Genomic DNA, 15187 nt, shown 5'->3' with positions numbered 1-15187 from the left:
CGTAATGGGCAGCGGCTCGTATCGTCGACTATCGCGCTTTGCGCTAATTGGCATCGCGTCGACGCTGATCTATGCCGTTTGTGCTTTCCTACTGTCGCGTGGACAGGCAACGGCGGCCCTGCCGGCGGCGCTCACATCGTTTGCGGCCTACGCCGTCGCCGCGCTGTTCTCCTACACCGGGCATAAATATTTCACCTTTACCTCGGGCGGCAGCCACGCGATGGAATTGCCCCGCTTCCTCCTGCTCACCGCTTCCGGTCTCGCCGTCGCGATCGCCCTGCCGGGCCTTTTGACCCAGATGCTCGGCGTCCCGGCCGCAATCCCGATCCTGCTCACCTGCATTGCCGTGCCGGTCATCAACTATGTCGTCCTCGGGCGGTGGGTGTTTCGTGGTCTCTAGCGCGCGATCCCTCAGTGAACTGCTGCCCGGCGCCAACCGTTTCTCGCCGTTTGCGGGTGTAGCGGGTGCTCCGTTGCTGCTGGCCTGCCTGGTCGTCACATACGCCGTCTGGCTATCCACCGTTGCAATTCCGACCAATGTCGACGTGTCATGGCTTCTGGTCGTCTGTGACCGCCTGCTTGGCGGAGAGCGGCTCAACACGGACATCATGGAGACCAACCCACCGTTCTCGATCTGGCTCTACATGCCGTTCATGCTCCTGGAAAAGCTCACCGGCATACGTGCGGAATTCTGGCTGACGCTTGGCATCGTTTGCCTGAGCCTGGCCAGTCTTTTTATTTCCGTCCGCATTTTCGCGCGCGATGAACCGGTTTACCGGCAGCCCCATGCGCTGTGGGCGGCAGCGGCGGCCCTGTTTTCGATCCTCTGTTTCATGCCGGATCAATTCGGCCAACGCGAGCACTTCGCGATGATTGCCATTTTGCCCTGGGTGGCGTTGCAATGCACACGTCAGCGGACCCCGGATTTCAGCGCGGGCTCGCCCCTGGAGCACATGGTCGCGGGCCTCGGCGCGGCGGTCGGGGTCATGGTCAAGCCGCCCTATTTTGCGCTGGCCTTCATGTTGCCGTCACTCTGTCTTGCGGTTGAAAGGCGGTCGCTGAAACCGCTCTTCGTCGTGGAGAACGTGCTTGGCGCTGCGATCGTGGCCGCCTATGTCGCGTCCATCGCGCTCTTCGACCGCGCTTACGTCAGCGACGTCCTGCCCTTGGTCAGGGAGGTCTATCTTCCGTTGAGGGCCTCTGCCGCCGATATGCTGGCAAACTGGCCGAAAGTGGTGCTGCTTCTGGCCGCCGCCACCGTGCTTGTGGCCGGCGGCCTGAGACAGACGAGCTGGGACGTCAGGATTCCGCTTCTGACCGCACTGGGGTTCATTCCGGCCTTCATCATCATGGGCAAGGGTTGGCCCAATCACGCCCTGCCGATGGTCGTTGTTGCAGCACTTGCATTTGGCATCCAGCTTGTGCGGTTCGGCACATTCCGCAGTGCAGGCTTCGTTCGTAAGGCCGCCCTGATCTTCGGTTGCGTGCTGGTGCTGCAAATAGCGGTCAGGGCACAGTACGCGGCGCTGACGACGGACGACGGACCGATCGCCCGGTCTGTCGCCGCGATCCGCTCGACGGTCGAAGCCCCGACCATCATGTCGATTGCCGACCAGATGCAGGTTGCCCATCCCCTCGCCAGGCTGGTCGACGGCAGGTTCATATCACGCCATCCGAGCGCCTGGGCGGTCTCCAACGCGGACACGCTCGCCCGCGTCACCGGTGATCTCGAACGGAGACGGGACCTTGAAAGCATCCGCGATCGGGTGATCGGCGAATACGCCGCCGAGATATCAGCGAAGAAGCCCGATATCGTGCTGTCAGGCTCGCCGGCGTGGACTGCCCTGATGCTGCAGGACAAGCGGATCGCTGTCGCTTTGGCCGACTATCGTCTGCTGCACGCCGAGCCGGAAATTACTGTCTATCTTCGTTACACGGCGCTCGCGCCGCTCCAAACCGATTGAGCAGAGGCTTCCAGAAACTATGGCACGGCTGGATCCAATCGCTCCGCTGGACGACATATGGCTCGAGCCCGAGAGCCTTGGTGAAACATCATGAGCGTCTCGAACGACATTGGCGGCTTGAGCCACGGGCGCGGCCGGGATATCGCAGCGTCGCTGCTTCCTAGCCGCAATGTCCTGGCCATTGCCGCAGTCACCGTCTTCTCGATCGTCTGGCAGCGGCGTTGGGGGACTGTTCCCGATACTAGCTGGCTGATCACGGTCTGCGAGCGTATGCTGTCCGGTGAGCGGCTTTACTCGCAAATCTACGAGACCAATCCTCCATTCAGCGTCTGGCTCTATCTGCCGCCAGTGGCTGCGGCCAGATTGCTGGGCACCGCCCCGGAAATCCTGGTTGAGGCCTGGACATACCTTGCCGTGCTTATCGGACTTTCGCTCTCGGGCGTGATCGTCAAGCGTGCGGGTTTCACCGAAACTGCATCATTGTTTGCACTGGGGCCAGCGTTTTGCGCAATGTTGGTGGTCTTCCCCGGCAATGCCTTCAGCGAGCGGGAGCATATCGGCATGGCGCTTTTCATGCCGCTGCTTGCGCTTCATGCTTGGCGCGCGCGCAGAGATGCAGCTGCCCAACCAGGCACGGGGCTTGCCGTACTCGCCGGCCTGTCGGGCAGCATTCTGCTGCTGGTCAAGCCCTACTATGCGATCATGGTGTTGGCGCCGGCGTTGGTCGTTGCAGTGCGCCGGCGCAGTCTGAAATCGATCTTCGCCCTGGAACACTGGGTCATTGCCGGCATCTGCATTGTCTATCTCAGCACGGTCACGCTGATCCATCCGGAATTCCTGCGTGACGTCTATCCCCTCTTGGCGGATGTTTATGGAAAGATCGGCATCTTTTGGCCGATTGTGATCGGCTACGGTTTCTCGTGGTGTTTCCTTGTCTTCCTGATCTGGTGGCTGTGGCCTGCCAGGCGGTTTCCAGAGCTGGCGGCGGTAGCGTTGGCGGCATCGATCGCCGGCATGTTTCCCCTATTCTACCAAGCGAAAGGCTGGTCTTATCATGCCTATCCCGCGATCTTTTGCGCTGTGGCAGCCATTTTCTGCCTGCTGGCGGTGCCCAGGATCGTGCAGCAGCCGTCGAAGCTGTTGGCGTTCGTGACGGCTCCTTCGCGAGCTTGGGCACTGGCGGCGGTGGCAATCGCTTTCTTGCCGTACTGGAGCACCCAGAAACCAGGGCCGGCGCTGGTTGCCACCATTCGCGCCGCCACCGATCGGCCGACCGTAGCGTTGGTCAGTTCGGATATTTCCTCGGGACATCCGTTGAACCGTATGATCGATGGGCAGTTCGTTTCGACCCACGTCAGCGATTGGCTTGGAGCGTTCGCACTTTCCCTGTCCCGGCAGGCAGCCCTCTCGGGTGACACCGCCGAAGCCACGCGTTACCAGGCCATCATGGCGCGTTACGTCGAAAGCAAACGCGAAGAATTCGCGCGTCTGCGTCCGGATGTCGTCGTCTTCAAGAAAAACAACACAATGTGGACAAGCCAACTGATGGGGCGTTTTGGCTTTGACGCCATCCTGGCGCACTACCGCATTCTCGTCGAGGACGAGACCGAGCGCATCTATCTGCGCGACGATTATGTCCGCCCCGGCCGCCGGCCGCCCGAGCAGCCTATTTCGGCATCGTCACCCGTCGCAGCGTCAGATTAATGCGGCCGCCGTTCCTGAGCAATGCCGAGGTCGACGGGTAGATACGGTCGACGCCGTGAAAGCAGAGCCGCCCTTCGCCGCCAAGCACCACGACGTCGCCGCTTTTCAACCTGAACGATTTGGTGGCGCCGTCGCGCGTCGTCTGGCCGACCCGGAACAGGCAATCGTCGCCGAGCGACACCGAGACGACGGGCGCGGAGAAATCGCTCTCGTCGCGGTCCTGGTGAAGACCCATCTTGGCATCCTGCGAATAGAAATTGACCAGGCAGGCCTCCGGCGGGTGCGCATAGGCAGATACGTCCCGCCACAGATCTAGTAGTATCTCCGGGATCGGCGGCCAAGGCCTTCCGGTCACCGGGTGGGTCGGCTGGTAGCGATAGCCATGCTCCTTGTCGGTGACCCAGCCCAGCGGGCCGCAATTGGTCATGCGCACGCTCATCTCCTTGCCGGTACGCGGCATCGCCGGCACGAACAGCGGGGCCTCCTGCACGACCTCCCTGATATCTTCCACCAGCACTTCCTGCATGGCGCGCGACAGGTAGCCGGGCATATGGCGGACGCCTTTGGGCAGTACGAGCATCGCGTCGCTTGATCCGTTGGTCTGGAGAAATCAGAATGCCACCGTCAAACGAAAACGGCGACCCGAAAGCCGCCTCCGACGGTGGCTGCGCGCTTTAGCCGGCGATCTGGAATCCGAAGCCGCTTCGGCTGTCAGTCATCCTCGACCCGGCCGCGCATTTTCTTGATCGAGCCCCGCCCGGCCTTGCTTTTGAGCCGTCTTTCGACCGCGCCTTTGGACGGCCTGGTCTTCTTGCGCGGCGGTGGTGGTGGTTCGGCGGCCTTGGCGACCAGTGCCGTCAGCCGCGCCCGGGCGTCCGCCCGGTTCTGCTCCTGGGTGCGGAAGCGTCCGGCTTCGATGACGATGACGCCGTCCTTGGTGGCGCGCTGGCCGGCGAGCTTGATGGTCCGTTCGCGCACACGCTCCGACAGGCCTGGAGCATTGGCAGCATCGAAGCGCAATTGCACCGCCGTCGCCACCTTGTTGACATTCTGGCCGCCCGGGCCCGACGAACGGATGAAGTCCTCGTGCAGGTCGCCCGGATTAATCACCGCATCGTCGGTGATGATGATCTTGTCGTCGGCGTTCATGCCGCAGTCATGGCGCGGCAGGCGAAAAAAGAAAAGGCCCGATCGAAGCCGGGCCTTGAAGCATCACCAGGGGCGACGGCTATTCAGCCGCTACCTGCATGCGTGGTGCAGCGCCGAGCACGGTGGCGTCGACATGGGCCTCGAACTTTTCGAAATTGTCGACGAACATGCCGACCAGCCTTGCCGCCTGCCGGTCATAGGCGGGCTTGTCGATCCAGGTCGATCTCGGGTCGAGAATGGCGCAGTCGACGCCGGCAACCGTCACCGGTACGTCAAAACCGAAATTGGCGTCGGTCCGGAAGTCGGCCGCTTTCAGCGAGCCGTCGAGCGCTGCCGCAAGCAGCGCCCGTGTTGCCTTGATCGGCATCCGCTTGCCGGTGCCGTAGGCGCCGCCGGTCCAGCCGGTATTGACCAGCCAGCAATCGACACCGTGGTGTGCGATGAGCTCGCGCAGCAGATTGCCGTATTCCGATGGATGCCGCGGCATGAACGGTGCGCCGAAGCATGTCGAAAATGTCGCTTCGGGCTCGGTAACGCCCTTCTCGGTCCCCGCCACCTTGGCGGTATAGCCGGAGAGGAAATGGTACATGGCCTGCGCTGGGGTCAGCCGCGCGATCGGCGGCATCACTCCGAATGCGTCGGCGGTCAGCATGATGATGTTTTTCGGGTGGCTGGCGCGCCCCGTCTTGCTGGCGTTGGGGATGAAGTGGAGCGGGTAGGCGCAGCGCGTGTTTTCGGTCAGCCCGCCGTCGTCGAAATCCGGCACGCGACCGGCGTCGAGCGCGACATTCTCCAGCACCGTGCCGAAGCGCTGGGTGGTGGCGAAGATCTCCGGCTCGGCTTCGGCCGAAAGCTTGATCGTCTTGGCATAGCAGCCGCCTTCGAAATTGAAGATGCCGTGCGGTCCCCAGCCATGCTCGTCATCGCCGACCAGCGTGCGCGATGGGTCGGCCGACAACGTCGTCTTGCCGGTCCCGGAAAGGCCGAAGAAAACGGCCGCGTCGCCGGCTGGCCCTTCATTGGCCGAGCAATGCATCGGCATCACGCCTTTTGTCGGCAGCAGATAGTTGAGCACGGTGAACACCGACTTCTTCATCTCGCCGGCATAGGAGGTACCGCCAATCAACACGATCATGCGCGAAAGATCGACGGCAATCACCGTTTCGCCGCGCGTGCCGTGGCGGGCGGGATCGGCGCGGAACGACGGCAGGTCGATGATCGTCAAACCGGGCATGAAATGCTCGAGTTCGGCGGCGGCCGGCCGGATGAGCAGATTGCGGATGAACAGGGAGTGCCAGGCAAGCTCCGTGATCACCCTGGTCGGCAGCTTCAGTTCCTCGTCGGCACCGCCGACCAGGTCCTGCACATAAAGGTCCTTTTCAGCGGCATGGGCGCGAAAATCGGCAAGCAGCGTATCGAATTGCCCCGGCGAAATCGCTTTGTTGTTGTCCCACCATACATGCGGCGCGGTGCTTTCGTCGCGCACCACGAATTTGTCCCTGGGCGAGCGGCCGGTGTGCTGTCCGGTTTCGGCGGCAAGCGCGCCATGCGCGGTGAGTCGGGCCTCGCCACGGCGGATTGCCTCCTCGTAGAGCGCGGCCGCGCCGAAATTATAGCGCACCACGCCCGTGGTTCTCAGGCCGATCCGATCGATTGCACATGCAGGATTGCGTTTGCCGGCTTCCGACATGGGTGTCCCTTCTTCGATTTACCGCGTCTTTACCGGCGAATTCCGGAACCCCCGTTGCAGGAGCTAAAAACGTCAAAACCAGAAAAGGCGAATGATATCAAATCATTAATCGATTTAAATATTTTGAAAGTTGTTTAAATCGTTTATATGTGCAAAAACACTGATGGTTGCCCAAAGGATTGGCGATGTTCATTGGTCCAATCCATGTCGAGGTACAATTGTGGCCGCCGGCATGCCGCGCGTGACAGCGGATAGAGCCTATGCCACATTTTGTACCTAATTTGTCCTGCAAAAGCCCCTTCTCGACGAAAGAAGGGACAGCTCATGAGGGAGCCGCTTGAAATGGCAACAATCGCGCTTGTCGACGACGATCGCAACATTCTGACTTCGGTTTCGATCGCCCTCGAATCCGAGGGTTATCGGGTCGAAACCTACACGGATGGGGCGTCGGCGCTGGAGGGACTGGCGGCGCGCCCGCCGAACCTCGCCATCCTCGACATCAAGATGCCGCGCATGGACGGCATGGAGCTGCTGCGCCGGATGCGTCAGAAATCCGACCTGCCGGTAATCTTCCTGACCTCCAAGGACGATGAGATCGATGAACTGTTCGGCCTCAAGATGGGCGCCGACGACTTCATCCGCAAACCCTTCTCGCAGCGTCTTCTGGTCGAACGCGTCCGCGCCGTGCTGCGCCGCGCCAGCACCCGCGAGGCGGCGGCCAAGGCGCCCAACCAGCAGGCTCGGTCGCTTGAGCGCGGCCAGCTTGTCATGGACCAGGAGCGCCACACGTGCACCTGGAAGGGCGAGCCGGTGACGCTTACCGTCACCGAGTTCCTCATCCTGCATTCGCTGGCCCAGCGCCCGGGCGTCGTAAAAAGCCGTGATGCGCTGATGGATTCGGCTTATGATGAGCAGGTCTATGTCGATGACCGCACCATCGACAGTCACATCAAGCGGCTGCGCAAAAAGTTCAAGGCCGTCGATGATGACTTCGAAATGATCGAAACCCTTTACGGAGTCGGGTATCGGTTCCGCGAAGCATGAGTTAATGCATGTCGCCCAAAAGTGGTCCCGGTTTTTGGGACAACGACATGCATCAAAACGCTAATGCATGTCGCCCAAAAGTGGTCCCGGTTTTGGGGCAGCGACATGCGTCAAAACGCTAATGCATGTCGCCCAAAAGTGGTCCCGGTTTTGGGGCAACGGCATGCATCAAACTAAAGACTGAGCGGGGGCTGCTATTCGATGGCAGTGCAAGTTGAGCGAGTGAGACGGTCGGGCGCCGCCAGGCGCCCGCCGCGGATTCTGCCCGCCTTCGTGTCGAAAATTACGGTGCCGATGCGCCGGTTTCTCGGCCATCACATCTTTTCCAGCCTGACGCGGCGCATCCTCTTTCTCAACCTTGCCGGCCTTGCGGTCCTGGTCACCGGCATTCTCTATCTCAACACCTTTCGCGACGGGCTGATCGACGCCCGTGTCGAGAGCCTGATGACTCAAGGCGAGATCATCGCCGGCGCGATCGCCGCCTCGGCGACGGTCGAGACCGATTCGATCAGCATCGATCCGGAGAAGCTGCTCGAGTTGCAGGCCGGCGAAAGCCTAGGCCCCGGCTCCGACCAGCTCGACAACCTCGATTTCCCGATCAATCCGGAGCGCGTGGCGCCGGTGCTCAGGCGATTGATCTCGCCCACGCGCACACGCGCCCGCATTTACGACCGCGACGCCAACCTGCTGCTCGATTCCCGCCATCTCTATTCGCGCGGCCAGATCCTTCGTTACGATCTGCCGCCGGTCGAAGAGGAACAGCCGGATCTTCTGGAGCGCATCCAGAAATTCGTCTTTGATTTCTTCCGCAACAAGCAGCTGCCGGTCTATCGCGAGCAGCCGGGTGGCAACGGTGCCGCGTTTCCGGAAGTGGTCAAGGCGCTTACCGGCAGTCCGTCAACGATTGTGCGGATCTCGGAGCAGGGCGAGCAGATCGTTTCAGTGGCGGTGCCGATCCAGCGCTTCCGTGCCGTTCTCGGCGTGCTGATGCTGTCGACCGAAGGCGGCGACATCGACAAGATCGTCGCGGCCGAGCGCAAGGCGATCCTGCGCGTGTTCGGCATTGCCGCCCTGGTTACCGCCATCCTGTCGATGCTGCTGGCCTCCACCATCGCCAACCCGCTGCGCCGGCTTTCGGCGGCGGCGGTCAGGGTTCGCCGCGGCGTCAAGAACCGTGAGGAAATCCCCGACTTCTCCGACCGCCAGGACGAGATCGGCAATCTGTCGATCGCCGTGCGCGACATGACCAATGCACTCTACGCCCGCATCGAGGCGATCGAAAGTTTTGCCGCGGATGTCTCGCACGAGTTGAAGAACCCGCTCACCTCGCTGCGCAGCGCGGTGGAAACATTGCCGCTGGCCAGGAACGACAATTCGCGTAGCCGGCTGATGGATATCATCCAGCACGATGTGAGGCGGCTTGACCGCTTGATCACCGATATTTCCGATGCCTCCCGTCTCGATGCCGAACTGGCGCGGGAAGACGCGGGAACCGTCGACCTGAAGAAGTTCATCACCGATCTGGTCGCCGTCTCGCGCGAGGCCACGCGCAACAAGAAGGCGGTCGAGATCGAATTCAAGGTCGCCAAACTGCCGCAGGGCGTGAAAGGCTACTTCGTCGTCGGCCATGATCTGAGGATCGGCCAGGTGATCACCAACCTGATCGAGAATGCCCGCTCGTTCGTCCCCGAAGAACGTGGCCACATCACCATATCGCTGGCGCGCGCCGGCAAGTTCAACATCGTCACCGTCGACGACAATGGGCCCGGCATCCGGGCCGATAACATCGATCGCATTTTCGAGCGGTTCTATACCGATCGGCCGGCCGGCGAGGCGTTCGGCCAGAACTCGGGCCTTGGCCTGTCGATATCCAGGCAGATCGTCGAAGCCCATGGCGGCACGCTGAGCGCCGAGAACATCCCGGGCACCAAGCCCGGCGAGATCAAGGGCGCGCGCTTCGTGGTAACGCTGCCGGCCGAAGGCTGACGGATGAATTCCAATCACGCCTGGTCCTATTGTGCAGCCTGAAAATATTCACGGCACCGCGATCCTGATAGGTGATCGCGGCATTCTCATCACCGGACCGTCCGGCTTGGGCAAGACGACGCTGGCGCTCGCCTTGATCGATCATTGCAGCCAGCGCGGGCTGTTTTCCCGGCTGATCGGCGATGACCAGCTCTATGCCGCCGATTGCGAGGGGCGGCTGGTCTGCCGCGCACCAGCCAGCATAGCCGGCCTCGTCGAGGTGCCGGGATTCGGCCCCAAGCCGATACAGTTCGAGCCAAGCTGCGTGATCGACCTCATTATCCGGCTGGTGCCAGCCGGCAAAATGGCCCGCTTCCAGGAAGACTGGAGCGAACTCGTTTTCGGCGTACCAGTGCCGCGCATCGATCTTGCCGGGCGCAATGTCGCGGCGGCCTTGCCGGCAGTGATGTCGCGCCTGTCGATTGCGCCTTTCCTGTGATCCGATTTCGATTTTTTGCTGCAATGCGTCAAATTGGCCTGGGCCGGCGCAATTTTGGGCTTGTCAACGGGCCTTGCGTCGACAAGATAGCGCTCCCGCCACCTGGAACGGTCGGCGAGCATAAAATGCGCCTGTGAAGCGGCCATGACGGGAGCCACCAAAGAATGATCGGACTCGTGCTTGTAACGCACGGTCAACTGGCCGCCGAGTTCCGCAATGCGGTGGAACATGTCGTTGGGCCACAAGACAATTTCGAGACCGTGGCGATCGGTGCCGACGACGATATGGAACAGCGCCGCCGCGACATTATCGACGCAGTCGGCCGCGTCGATACGGGATCAGGCGTCATCGTTTTGACCGACATGTTCGGCGGCACGCCCTCCAACCTCGCCATTTCAGTGATGGAATCCGGCCGTATCGAGGTCATTGCCGGCATGAACCTGCCGATGCTGATCAAGCTGTCCAGCGTGCGCAAAGGCGACAACATGACGGCCGCGCTGGATGAGGCGCAGGCTGCCGGCCGCAAATACATCAACGTCGCCAGTCAGCTCCTGAGCAGTAAATGAGTGCGCTGTTGCCGGAAAAGGACAAGATCGTTCGCGACTTTCCGATCGTCAACCAGCGCGGCCTGCACGCGCGCGCCTCTGCCAAGTTCGTTCAAATTGCCAGCGGCTTCAACGCCACGGTCCAGGTCGAGAAGGACGGGGTCAAGGTCGGCGGCACCTCGATCATGGGCCTGATGATGCTGGCGGCGAGCCCCGGTTATTCGATCCGCGTCACCGCCACCGGCCCGGAGGCCGAAGAGGTCATCGATGCGCTGGAGCAACTGGTTGCTTCCCGTTTTGGCGAGGAATGCTGACGTGTTGGTCGCCGCTTAAGACATGCACGGATAAAGATTTCTTTATATCCCATTGTCGTCCGACTCTCGATCTGCTAGTCAGGCCGGCAACTCGCGCCCTCCGGCACGCCTTCGGGGCGGGCGCGTCCCGCAATCAATTCGCATCGGAGCACTGCCATGACGGGTAGCAAGGACTATGTGGTCGCAGACATCGCGCTTGCCGGCTGGGGCCGCAAGGAGATCGAGATCGCCGAAACCGAAATGCCGGGCCTGATGGCCTGCCGCGAGGAATTCGGCGACAAGAAGCCGCTCAGGGGCGCGCGTATCACCGGCTCGCTGCACATGACCATCCAGACGGCGGTGCTGATCGAAACGCTTAAGGCGCTCGGCGCCGATATCCGCTGGGCTTCCTGCAACATCTTCTCGACCCAGGACCACGCTGCCGCGGCCATTGCCGAGGCCGGAATTCCGGTGTTTGCCGTCAAGGGCGAGACGCTGGAGGACTATTGGGTCTACACCGACAAGATCTTCCAGTGGGCCGATGGCGGCACCTCCAACATGATCCTCGACGACGGTGGCGATGCCACCATGTACATCCTGATCGGCGCCCGCGCCGAGGCCGGCGAGGATGTGCTGTCCAATCCGGGCAGCGAAGAGGAAGAAATCCTGTTTGCCCAGATCAAGAAGCGCATGCAGGCATCGCCCGGCTTCTTCACCAAGCAGAAGGAAGCGATCCGCGGCGTCACCGAAGAGACGACGACCGGCGTCAACCGGCTCTATCAGTTGCAGAAAAAAGGCCTGCTGCCGTTCCCGGCGATCAACGTCAATGATTCCGTCACCAAGTCGAAATTCGACAACAAATATGGCTGCAAGGAATCGCTTGTCGACGGCATTCGCCGCGGCACCGACACGATGATTGCCGGCAAGGTCGCGGTCGTCTGCGGCTATGGCGACGTCGGCAAGGGCTCGTCGGCTTCGCTCAAGGGCGCCGGCGCCCGCGTCAAGGTCACCGAGGTCGATCCGATCTGCGCGCTGCAGGCGGCGATGGATGGTTTCGAGGTGGTCACGCTCGAAGACGCGGCGCCGACGGCCGACATCGTCATCACCACCACCGGCAACAAGGACGTCGTTACCCTCGACCACATGCGCCTGATGAAGGACATGGTGATCGTCGGCAACATCGGTCACTTCGACAACGAGATCCAGGTGGCGTCGCTGCGCAACCTGAAATGGACCAACATCAAGCCGCAGGTGGATATGATCACCTTCCCGGACGGCAAGCGGATGATCCTTTTGTCGGAAGGCCGTCTGCTCAACCTCGGCAACGCCACCGGCCACCCGAGCTTCGTCATGTCGGCGTCCTTCACCAACCAGGTGTTGGCCCAGATCGAGCTGTACACCAAGCCCGGTCAGTACGAAAACCAGGTCTATGTCCTGCCGAAGCATCTCGACGAAAAGGTCGCGCGCCTGCATCTCGACAAGCTCGGTGCCCGCCTGACCGAACTGTCCGGCGAACAGGCCGCCTATATCGGCGTCACTCCGCAGGGACCGTTCAAGCCGGAACACTACCGCTATTAACCACGGCGAAACTTACCACTAGATATTGAAGCCGGGCGATTGACTTTTCGCCCGGCTTTATTTTTGCGCTGATTGATTCTTCACGCCGATTCGCGCAAGCGCTATGGTGCTGATTCGCGGTCCGGGGACGAGGCCCGGGCGCACGCATCAGGGCGGTCTTGCATTCAGGCGGCGAAGAGGACCAAGACATGCCGGGGGATAACCCGCCTTGCGCGGGACAGGCCGTTTCCGGCGGCCATAACGATTCGATCACGGGCTCCGCTGCCAGAGGCGGCAGCCTTTTATGGCGTGCCGGCAGCCGTGTCGGGGTGCTGCTTGCTTCTTCCGCGCTGGTTGGTCCGCTGCTTGGCTTTACTGCACATGCCCAAACCCGCGTGGCGCAAAAGGCCGGGCTGTCGGTCAGCACGGTCGAGGTCATGCAACTCGCCATGTTCGTCGGCGTCATGGGGGCGGCATTGCTGTCAGCCATCTTTCTGATCCGCGAAAGGGCGCGCACCTCGGCGGAAAATGCCGAGCTCAGGACCCGCATCGCTGACGTTAATGCCGCGCTGCAGCGCTCGGAGGCGCTGCTCCATTCCCGCGATCAGCGCGTGGTCGTATGGGCCGCCGAGAACAAGAAACCAGAGCTTGTCGGGACATTGCCGATCGAGAGCGGCGCGCCGGAGGACCGGGCGGCCTTCCTGGCTTTCGGACGCTGGCTGATGCCGCGTTCGGCGGCCGCACTCGAACATGCCGTCGCAGCGCTGCGGGACAAGGCAAAGCCCTTCGATCTGGTCATCGAATCGCAGGCCGGCCAGCCGCTCGAGGTTCACGGCCGCAAGAGTGCGGCGCATGTATTGGTTCGCTTCGTCTCGCTGTCGGAGACACAGCGAAGCCAGGCCAGGCTGAAGATCGAGAACCAGCGCTTAGCCGCCGACCATGAGACGCTGATCGGCCTTCTGGATGCGCTCAAGATGCCATCATGGCTGCGCACCGTCGACGGGCGGCTGAAATGGGTCAACCGGGCCTATGCCGAAGCGGTCGAGGCGGAGAATGCCGAAGCGGCGGTTCGTGACGGCAAGGAATTCCTCGGCGGCCAGGCGCGCGACACGATTGCTGCGCAGCACAAGTCGCACCCCGTCTTCGAACAGGCGCTCTCCACTGTGATCGAAGGCGACCGCCGTATGTTTGCCGTGACCGACTTTGCCGGGGCGGATGGTTCGGCTGGTCTTGCCTGCGACATCAGTGCCATCGAGGCCATTCGCGGCGAGTATGAGCGGACCGTGCAGAGCCACGCCGATACGCTCGATCAGCTCAACACCGCCGTGGCGATTTTCGATACCGACGAGAAATTGCGGTTTTTCAATCAGGCGTTCCAGAAGCTATGGGGCCTCGACAGTGGCTTCCTGCACAGCGCGCCGGACAACGCCTTGCTGCTCGACCGCCTGCGCAGCGAAGGCAAGATTGCCGAGCAGCCCGAATGGCGGCGCTGGAAAGAGAGCTTGCTCGGCGCTTACCGCGCGGTTGAATCGCAGGAGCATTGGTGGCATCTGCCGGACGGCAAGACCATTCGCGTCATCGCCAATCCGCAGCCCAAGGGCGGCGTCACCTGGGTGTTCGAGAACCTGACCGAGAAGATGGACCTTGAAAGCCGCTACCAGACCGCCGTCCGGGTTCAGGGCGAGACGCTCGACAACCTTGCCGAAGGCGTCGCTGTGTTCGGTCCCGACGGCAGGCTGAGATTGTCCAACCCGGCCTTCGCGGCACTGTGGGGGCTGGATGCCGATGCCTCAAAACCCAACGTCCATGTCTCGACGATCCGCGACCTTTGCGACCGCCGTGCCGTCGACAGTCCTTGGGGCGGGTTCGTTGCCGCCATCACCGGCTTCGACGACGAGCGCCGCGACCGCCACGGCCAGACCGAATTGAACAACGGCACCGTTTTGCGCTACGCCGTCATCCCTTTGCCCAACGGCCAGGTGATGATGACCTTTGTCGACGTTACCGACAGCGTCAATGTCGAGCGGGCACTGAAGGACAAGAATGAGGCGCTGCAAAAGTCCGACCAGATCAAGAACGAATTCGTGCAGCACGTCTCCTATGAGCTGCGCTCGCCGCTCACCAACATCATCGGCTTTACCGAGCTTCTTTCACTGCCGTCGACTGGTCCGTTGAACCAGAAGCAACGCGAATATATCGGGCATGTCGGCTCGTCCTCCTCGGTCCTTCTCACCATCGTCAACGACATCCTCGATCTGGCGACGGTGGATGCCGGCATCATGGAACTCGACATTTCCGAAGTTCACATCGATCGAACCATTACGGCCGCCGCCGAACTGGTCGCCGACCGGCTGGAGGAACATGCGATCAAGCTTAGGATCGACGCGGCTGCCGCGCCGAAAACCTTCCATGGCGACGAGATCCGCGTCCGTCAGATACTCTACAATCTGCTTAGCAATGCGGCCAATTACGCGCCGGAGGCGAGCACCATAACGCTCGCCTGCCGCCAGCTTGCCAACGGCGTGGAATTTTCCGTTCACGATGACGGTCCCGGCATGCCGCCGGACCTGCTTGACTCCGTGTTCCGGCGCTTCGAGCCGCGCACCAATGGCGGCCGCCGCCGTGGCGCCGGGCTCGGCCTGTCGATCGTCAAGAGCTTTGTCGAACTGCATGGCGGCAGCGTCCGCATCGAGACCGGCAGGGATAAGGGCACCACGGTTGTTTGCGCCTTTCCCGACACGCCGTCCGGCATCCGCGCCGCGGCCGAGTAGCGCGTT

The 15187-nt window shown here is 61.9% G+C and carries 13 protein-coding genes; 10 read left to right on the top strand and 3 right to left on the bottom strand.

Annotation, left to right across the window (positions count from 1 at the left end):
- Positions 1-4 precede the first annotated feature (4 nt).
- The 3 genes from NKH23_RS00760 (at position 5) to NKH23_RS00750 (ending at position 3668) form a co-directional block, all read left to right on the top strand.
- Entirely contained in the window at positions 5-400 is a 396-nt protein-coding gene (locus NKH23_RS00760; protein WP_352717196.1) for a GtrA family protein, read from the top strand.
- The gene (locus tag NKH23_RS00755) at positions 390-1964 is read left to right on the top strand and encodes a hypothetical protein (RefSeq protein ID WP_352911707.1); all 1575 of its coding nucleotides are present in this window, start codon (positions 390-392) and stop codon (positions 1962-1964) included. The genes NKH23_RS00760 and NKH23_RS00755 overlap by 11 nt, the downstream gene beginning before the upstream one ends.
- 90 nt (positions 1965-2054) lie before the next feature.
- Entirely contained in the window at positions 2055-3668 is a 1614-nt protein-coding gene (locus tag NKH23_RS00750; RefSeq protein ID WP_352911704.1) for a hypothetical protein, read from the top strand.
- Here the strand turns inward: NKH23_RS00750 and NKH23_RS00745 are convergent.
- The 3 genes from NKH23_RS00745 to NKH23_RS00735 all read right to left on the bottom strand — a co-directional run bounded on the left by NKH23_RS00745 (position 3631) and on the right by NKH23_RS00735 (position 6507).
- The gene (locus NKH23_RS00745) at positions 3631-4248 is read right to left on the bottom strand and encodes an alpha-ketoglutarate-dependent dioxygenase AlkB family protein (protein ID WP_352911702.1); all 618 of its coding nucleotides are present in this window, start codon (positions 4246-4248) and stop codon (positions 3631-3633) included. The genes NKH23_RS00750 and NKH23_RS00745 overlap by 38 nt on opposite strands.
- A 131-nt stretch (positions 4249-4379) precedes the next feature.
- A complete protein-coding gene (gene arfB, locus NKH23_RS00740) occupies positions 4380-4817 on the bottom strand; it encodes an alternative ribosome rescue aminoacyl-tRNA hydrolase ArfB (RefSeq protein WP_352911699.1) in 438 nt (145 codons plus the stop codon).
- Between the two features lie 79 nt (positions 4818-4896).
- Positions 4897-6507 carry a phosphoenolpyruvate carboxykinase gene (locus NKH23_RS00735; protein WP_352911696.1) on the bottom strand — a complete coding sequence of 537 codons (1611 nt, stop codon included), beginning with the start codon at positions 6505-6507 and terminating at the stop codon, positions 4897-4899.
- Positions 6508-6849: 342 nt separating this feature from the next.
- On the opposite strand from NKH23_RS00735, the gene NKH23_RS00730 reads away from it, so the two are divergent.
- The 7 genes from NKH23_RS00730 to NKH23_RS00700 all read left to right on the top strand — a co-directional run bounded on the left by NKH23_RS00730 (position 6850) and on the right by NKH23_RS00700 (position 15181).
- The gene (locus NKH23_RS00730; protein WP_023677547.1) at positions 6850-7551 is read left to right on the top strand and encodes a response regulator transcription factor; all 702 of its coding nucleotides are present in this window, start codon (positions 6850-6852) and stop codon (positions 7549-7551) included.
- A gap of 201 nt (positions 7552-7752) precedes the next feature.
- Positions 7753-9537: a sensor histidine kinase gene (locus tag NKH23_RS00725; protein WP_352464664.1), complete on the top strand. Its 1785-nt coding sequence runs from the start codon at positions 7753-7755 to the stop codon at positions 9535-9537.
- A 31-nt stretch (positions 9538-9568) separates the two neighbouring features.
- Positions 9569-10015 carry an HPr kinase/phosphorylase gene (locus NKH23_RS00720; protein ID WP_352464662.1) on the top strand — a complete coding sequence of 149 codons (447 nt, stop codon included), beginning with the start codon at positions 9569-9571 and terminating at the stop codon, positions 10013-10015.
- 164 nt (positions 10016-10179) lie between these two features.
- The gene (locus NKH23_RS00715) at positions 10180-10581 is read left to right on the top strand and encodes a PTS sugar transporter subunit IIA (protein WP_254815942.1); all 402 of its coding nucleotides are present in this window, start codon (positions 10180-10182) and stop codon (positions 10579-10581) included.
- On the top strand, positions 10578-10874 hold the full coding sequence (locus NKH23_RS00710) for an HPr family phosphocarrier protein (protein WP_023677551.1): 297 nt from the start codon (positions 10578-10580) through the stop codon (positions 10872-10874). The genes NKH23_RS00715 and NKH23_RS00710 overlap by 4 nt, the downstream gene beginning before the upstream one ends.
- A 156-nt stretch (positions 10875-11030) precedes the next feature.
- On the top strand, positions 11031-12431 hold the full coding sequence (gene ahcY, locus NKH23_RS00705; protein WP_352911693.1) for an adenosylhomocysteinase: 1401 nt from the start codon (positions 11031-11033) through the stop codon (positions 12429-12431).
- Positions 12432-12619: 188 nt separating this feature from the next.
- Complete coding sequence (locus tag NKH23_RS00700; RefSeq protein WP_352911690.1) at positions 12620-15181, top strand: sensor histidine kinase; 2562 nt, start codon at positions 12620-12622, stop codon at positions 15179-15181.
- Positions 15182-15187: the final 6 nt, after the last annotated feature.

The organism is Mesorhizobium sp. M1328, from assembly GCF_040318075.1.
GTDB lineage: Bacteria > Pseudomonadota > Alphaproteobacteria > Rhizobiales > Rhizobiaceae > Mesorhizobium.
Note: the sequence above shows the minus strand (reverse complement) of the source record. Positions and strands in the feature narration are given on the sequence as shown.

Bases quoted from the DNA above. Each gene is read 5' to 3' on its own strand.
- NKH23_RS00760 (WP_352717196.1), top strand. From the start codon at position 5: ATGGGCAGCGGCTCGTATCGTCGACTATCGCGCTTTGCGCTAATTGGC.
- NKH23_RS00750 (WP_352911704.1), top strand. From the start codon at position 2,055: ATGAGCGTCTCGAACGACATTGGCGGCTTGAGCCACGGGCGCGGCCGG.
- NKH23_RS00745 (WP_352911702.1), bottom strand. From the start codon at position 4,248: ATGCTCGTACTGCCCAAAGGCGTCCGCCATATGCCCGGCTACCTGTCG.
- arfB (WP_352911699.1), bottom strand. From the start codon at position 4,817: ATGAACGCCGACGACAAGATCATCATCACCGACGATGCGGTGATTAAT.
- NKH23_RS00735 (WP_352911696.1), bottom strand. From the start codon at position 6,507: ATGTCGGAAGCCGGCAAACGCAATCCTGCATGTGCAATCGATCGGATC.
- NKH23_RS00730 (WP_023677547.1), top strand. From the start codon at position 6,850: ATGGCAACAATCGCGCTTGTCGACGACGATCGCAACATTCTGACTTCG.
- NKH23_RS00725 (WP_352464664.1), top strand. From the start codon at position 7,753: ATGGCAGTGCAAGTTGAGCGAGTGAGACGGTCGGGCGCCGCCAGGCGC.
- NKH23_RS00715 (WP_254815942.1), top strand. From the start codon at position 10,180: ATGATCGGACTCGTGCTTGTAACGCACGGTCAACTGGCCGCCGAGTTC.
- NKH23_RS00710 (WP_023677551.1), top strand. From the start codon at position 10,578: ATGAGTGCGCTGTTGCCGGAAAAGGACAAGATCGTTCGCGACTTTCCG.
- ahcY (WP_352911693.1), top strand. From the start codon at position 11,031: ATGACGGGTAGCAAGGACTATGTGGTCGCAGACATCGCGCTTGCCGGC.
- NKH23_RS00700 (WP_352911690.1), top strand. From the start codon at position 12,620: ATGCCGGGGGATAACCCGCCTTGCGCGGGACAGGCCGTTTCCGGCGGC.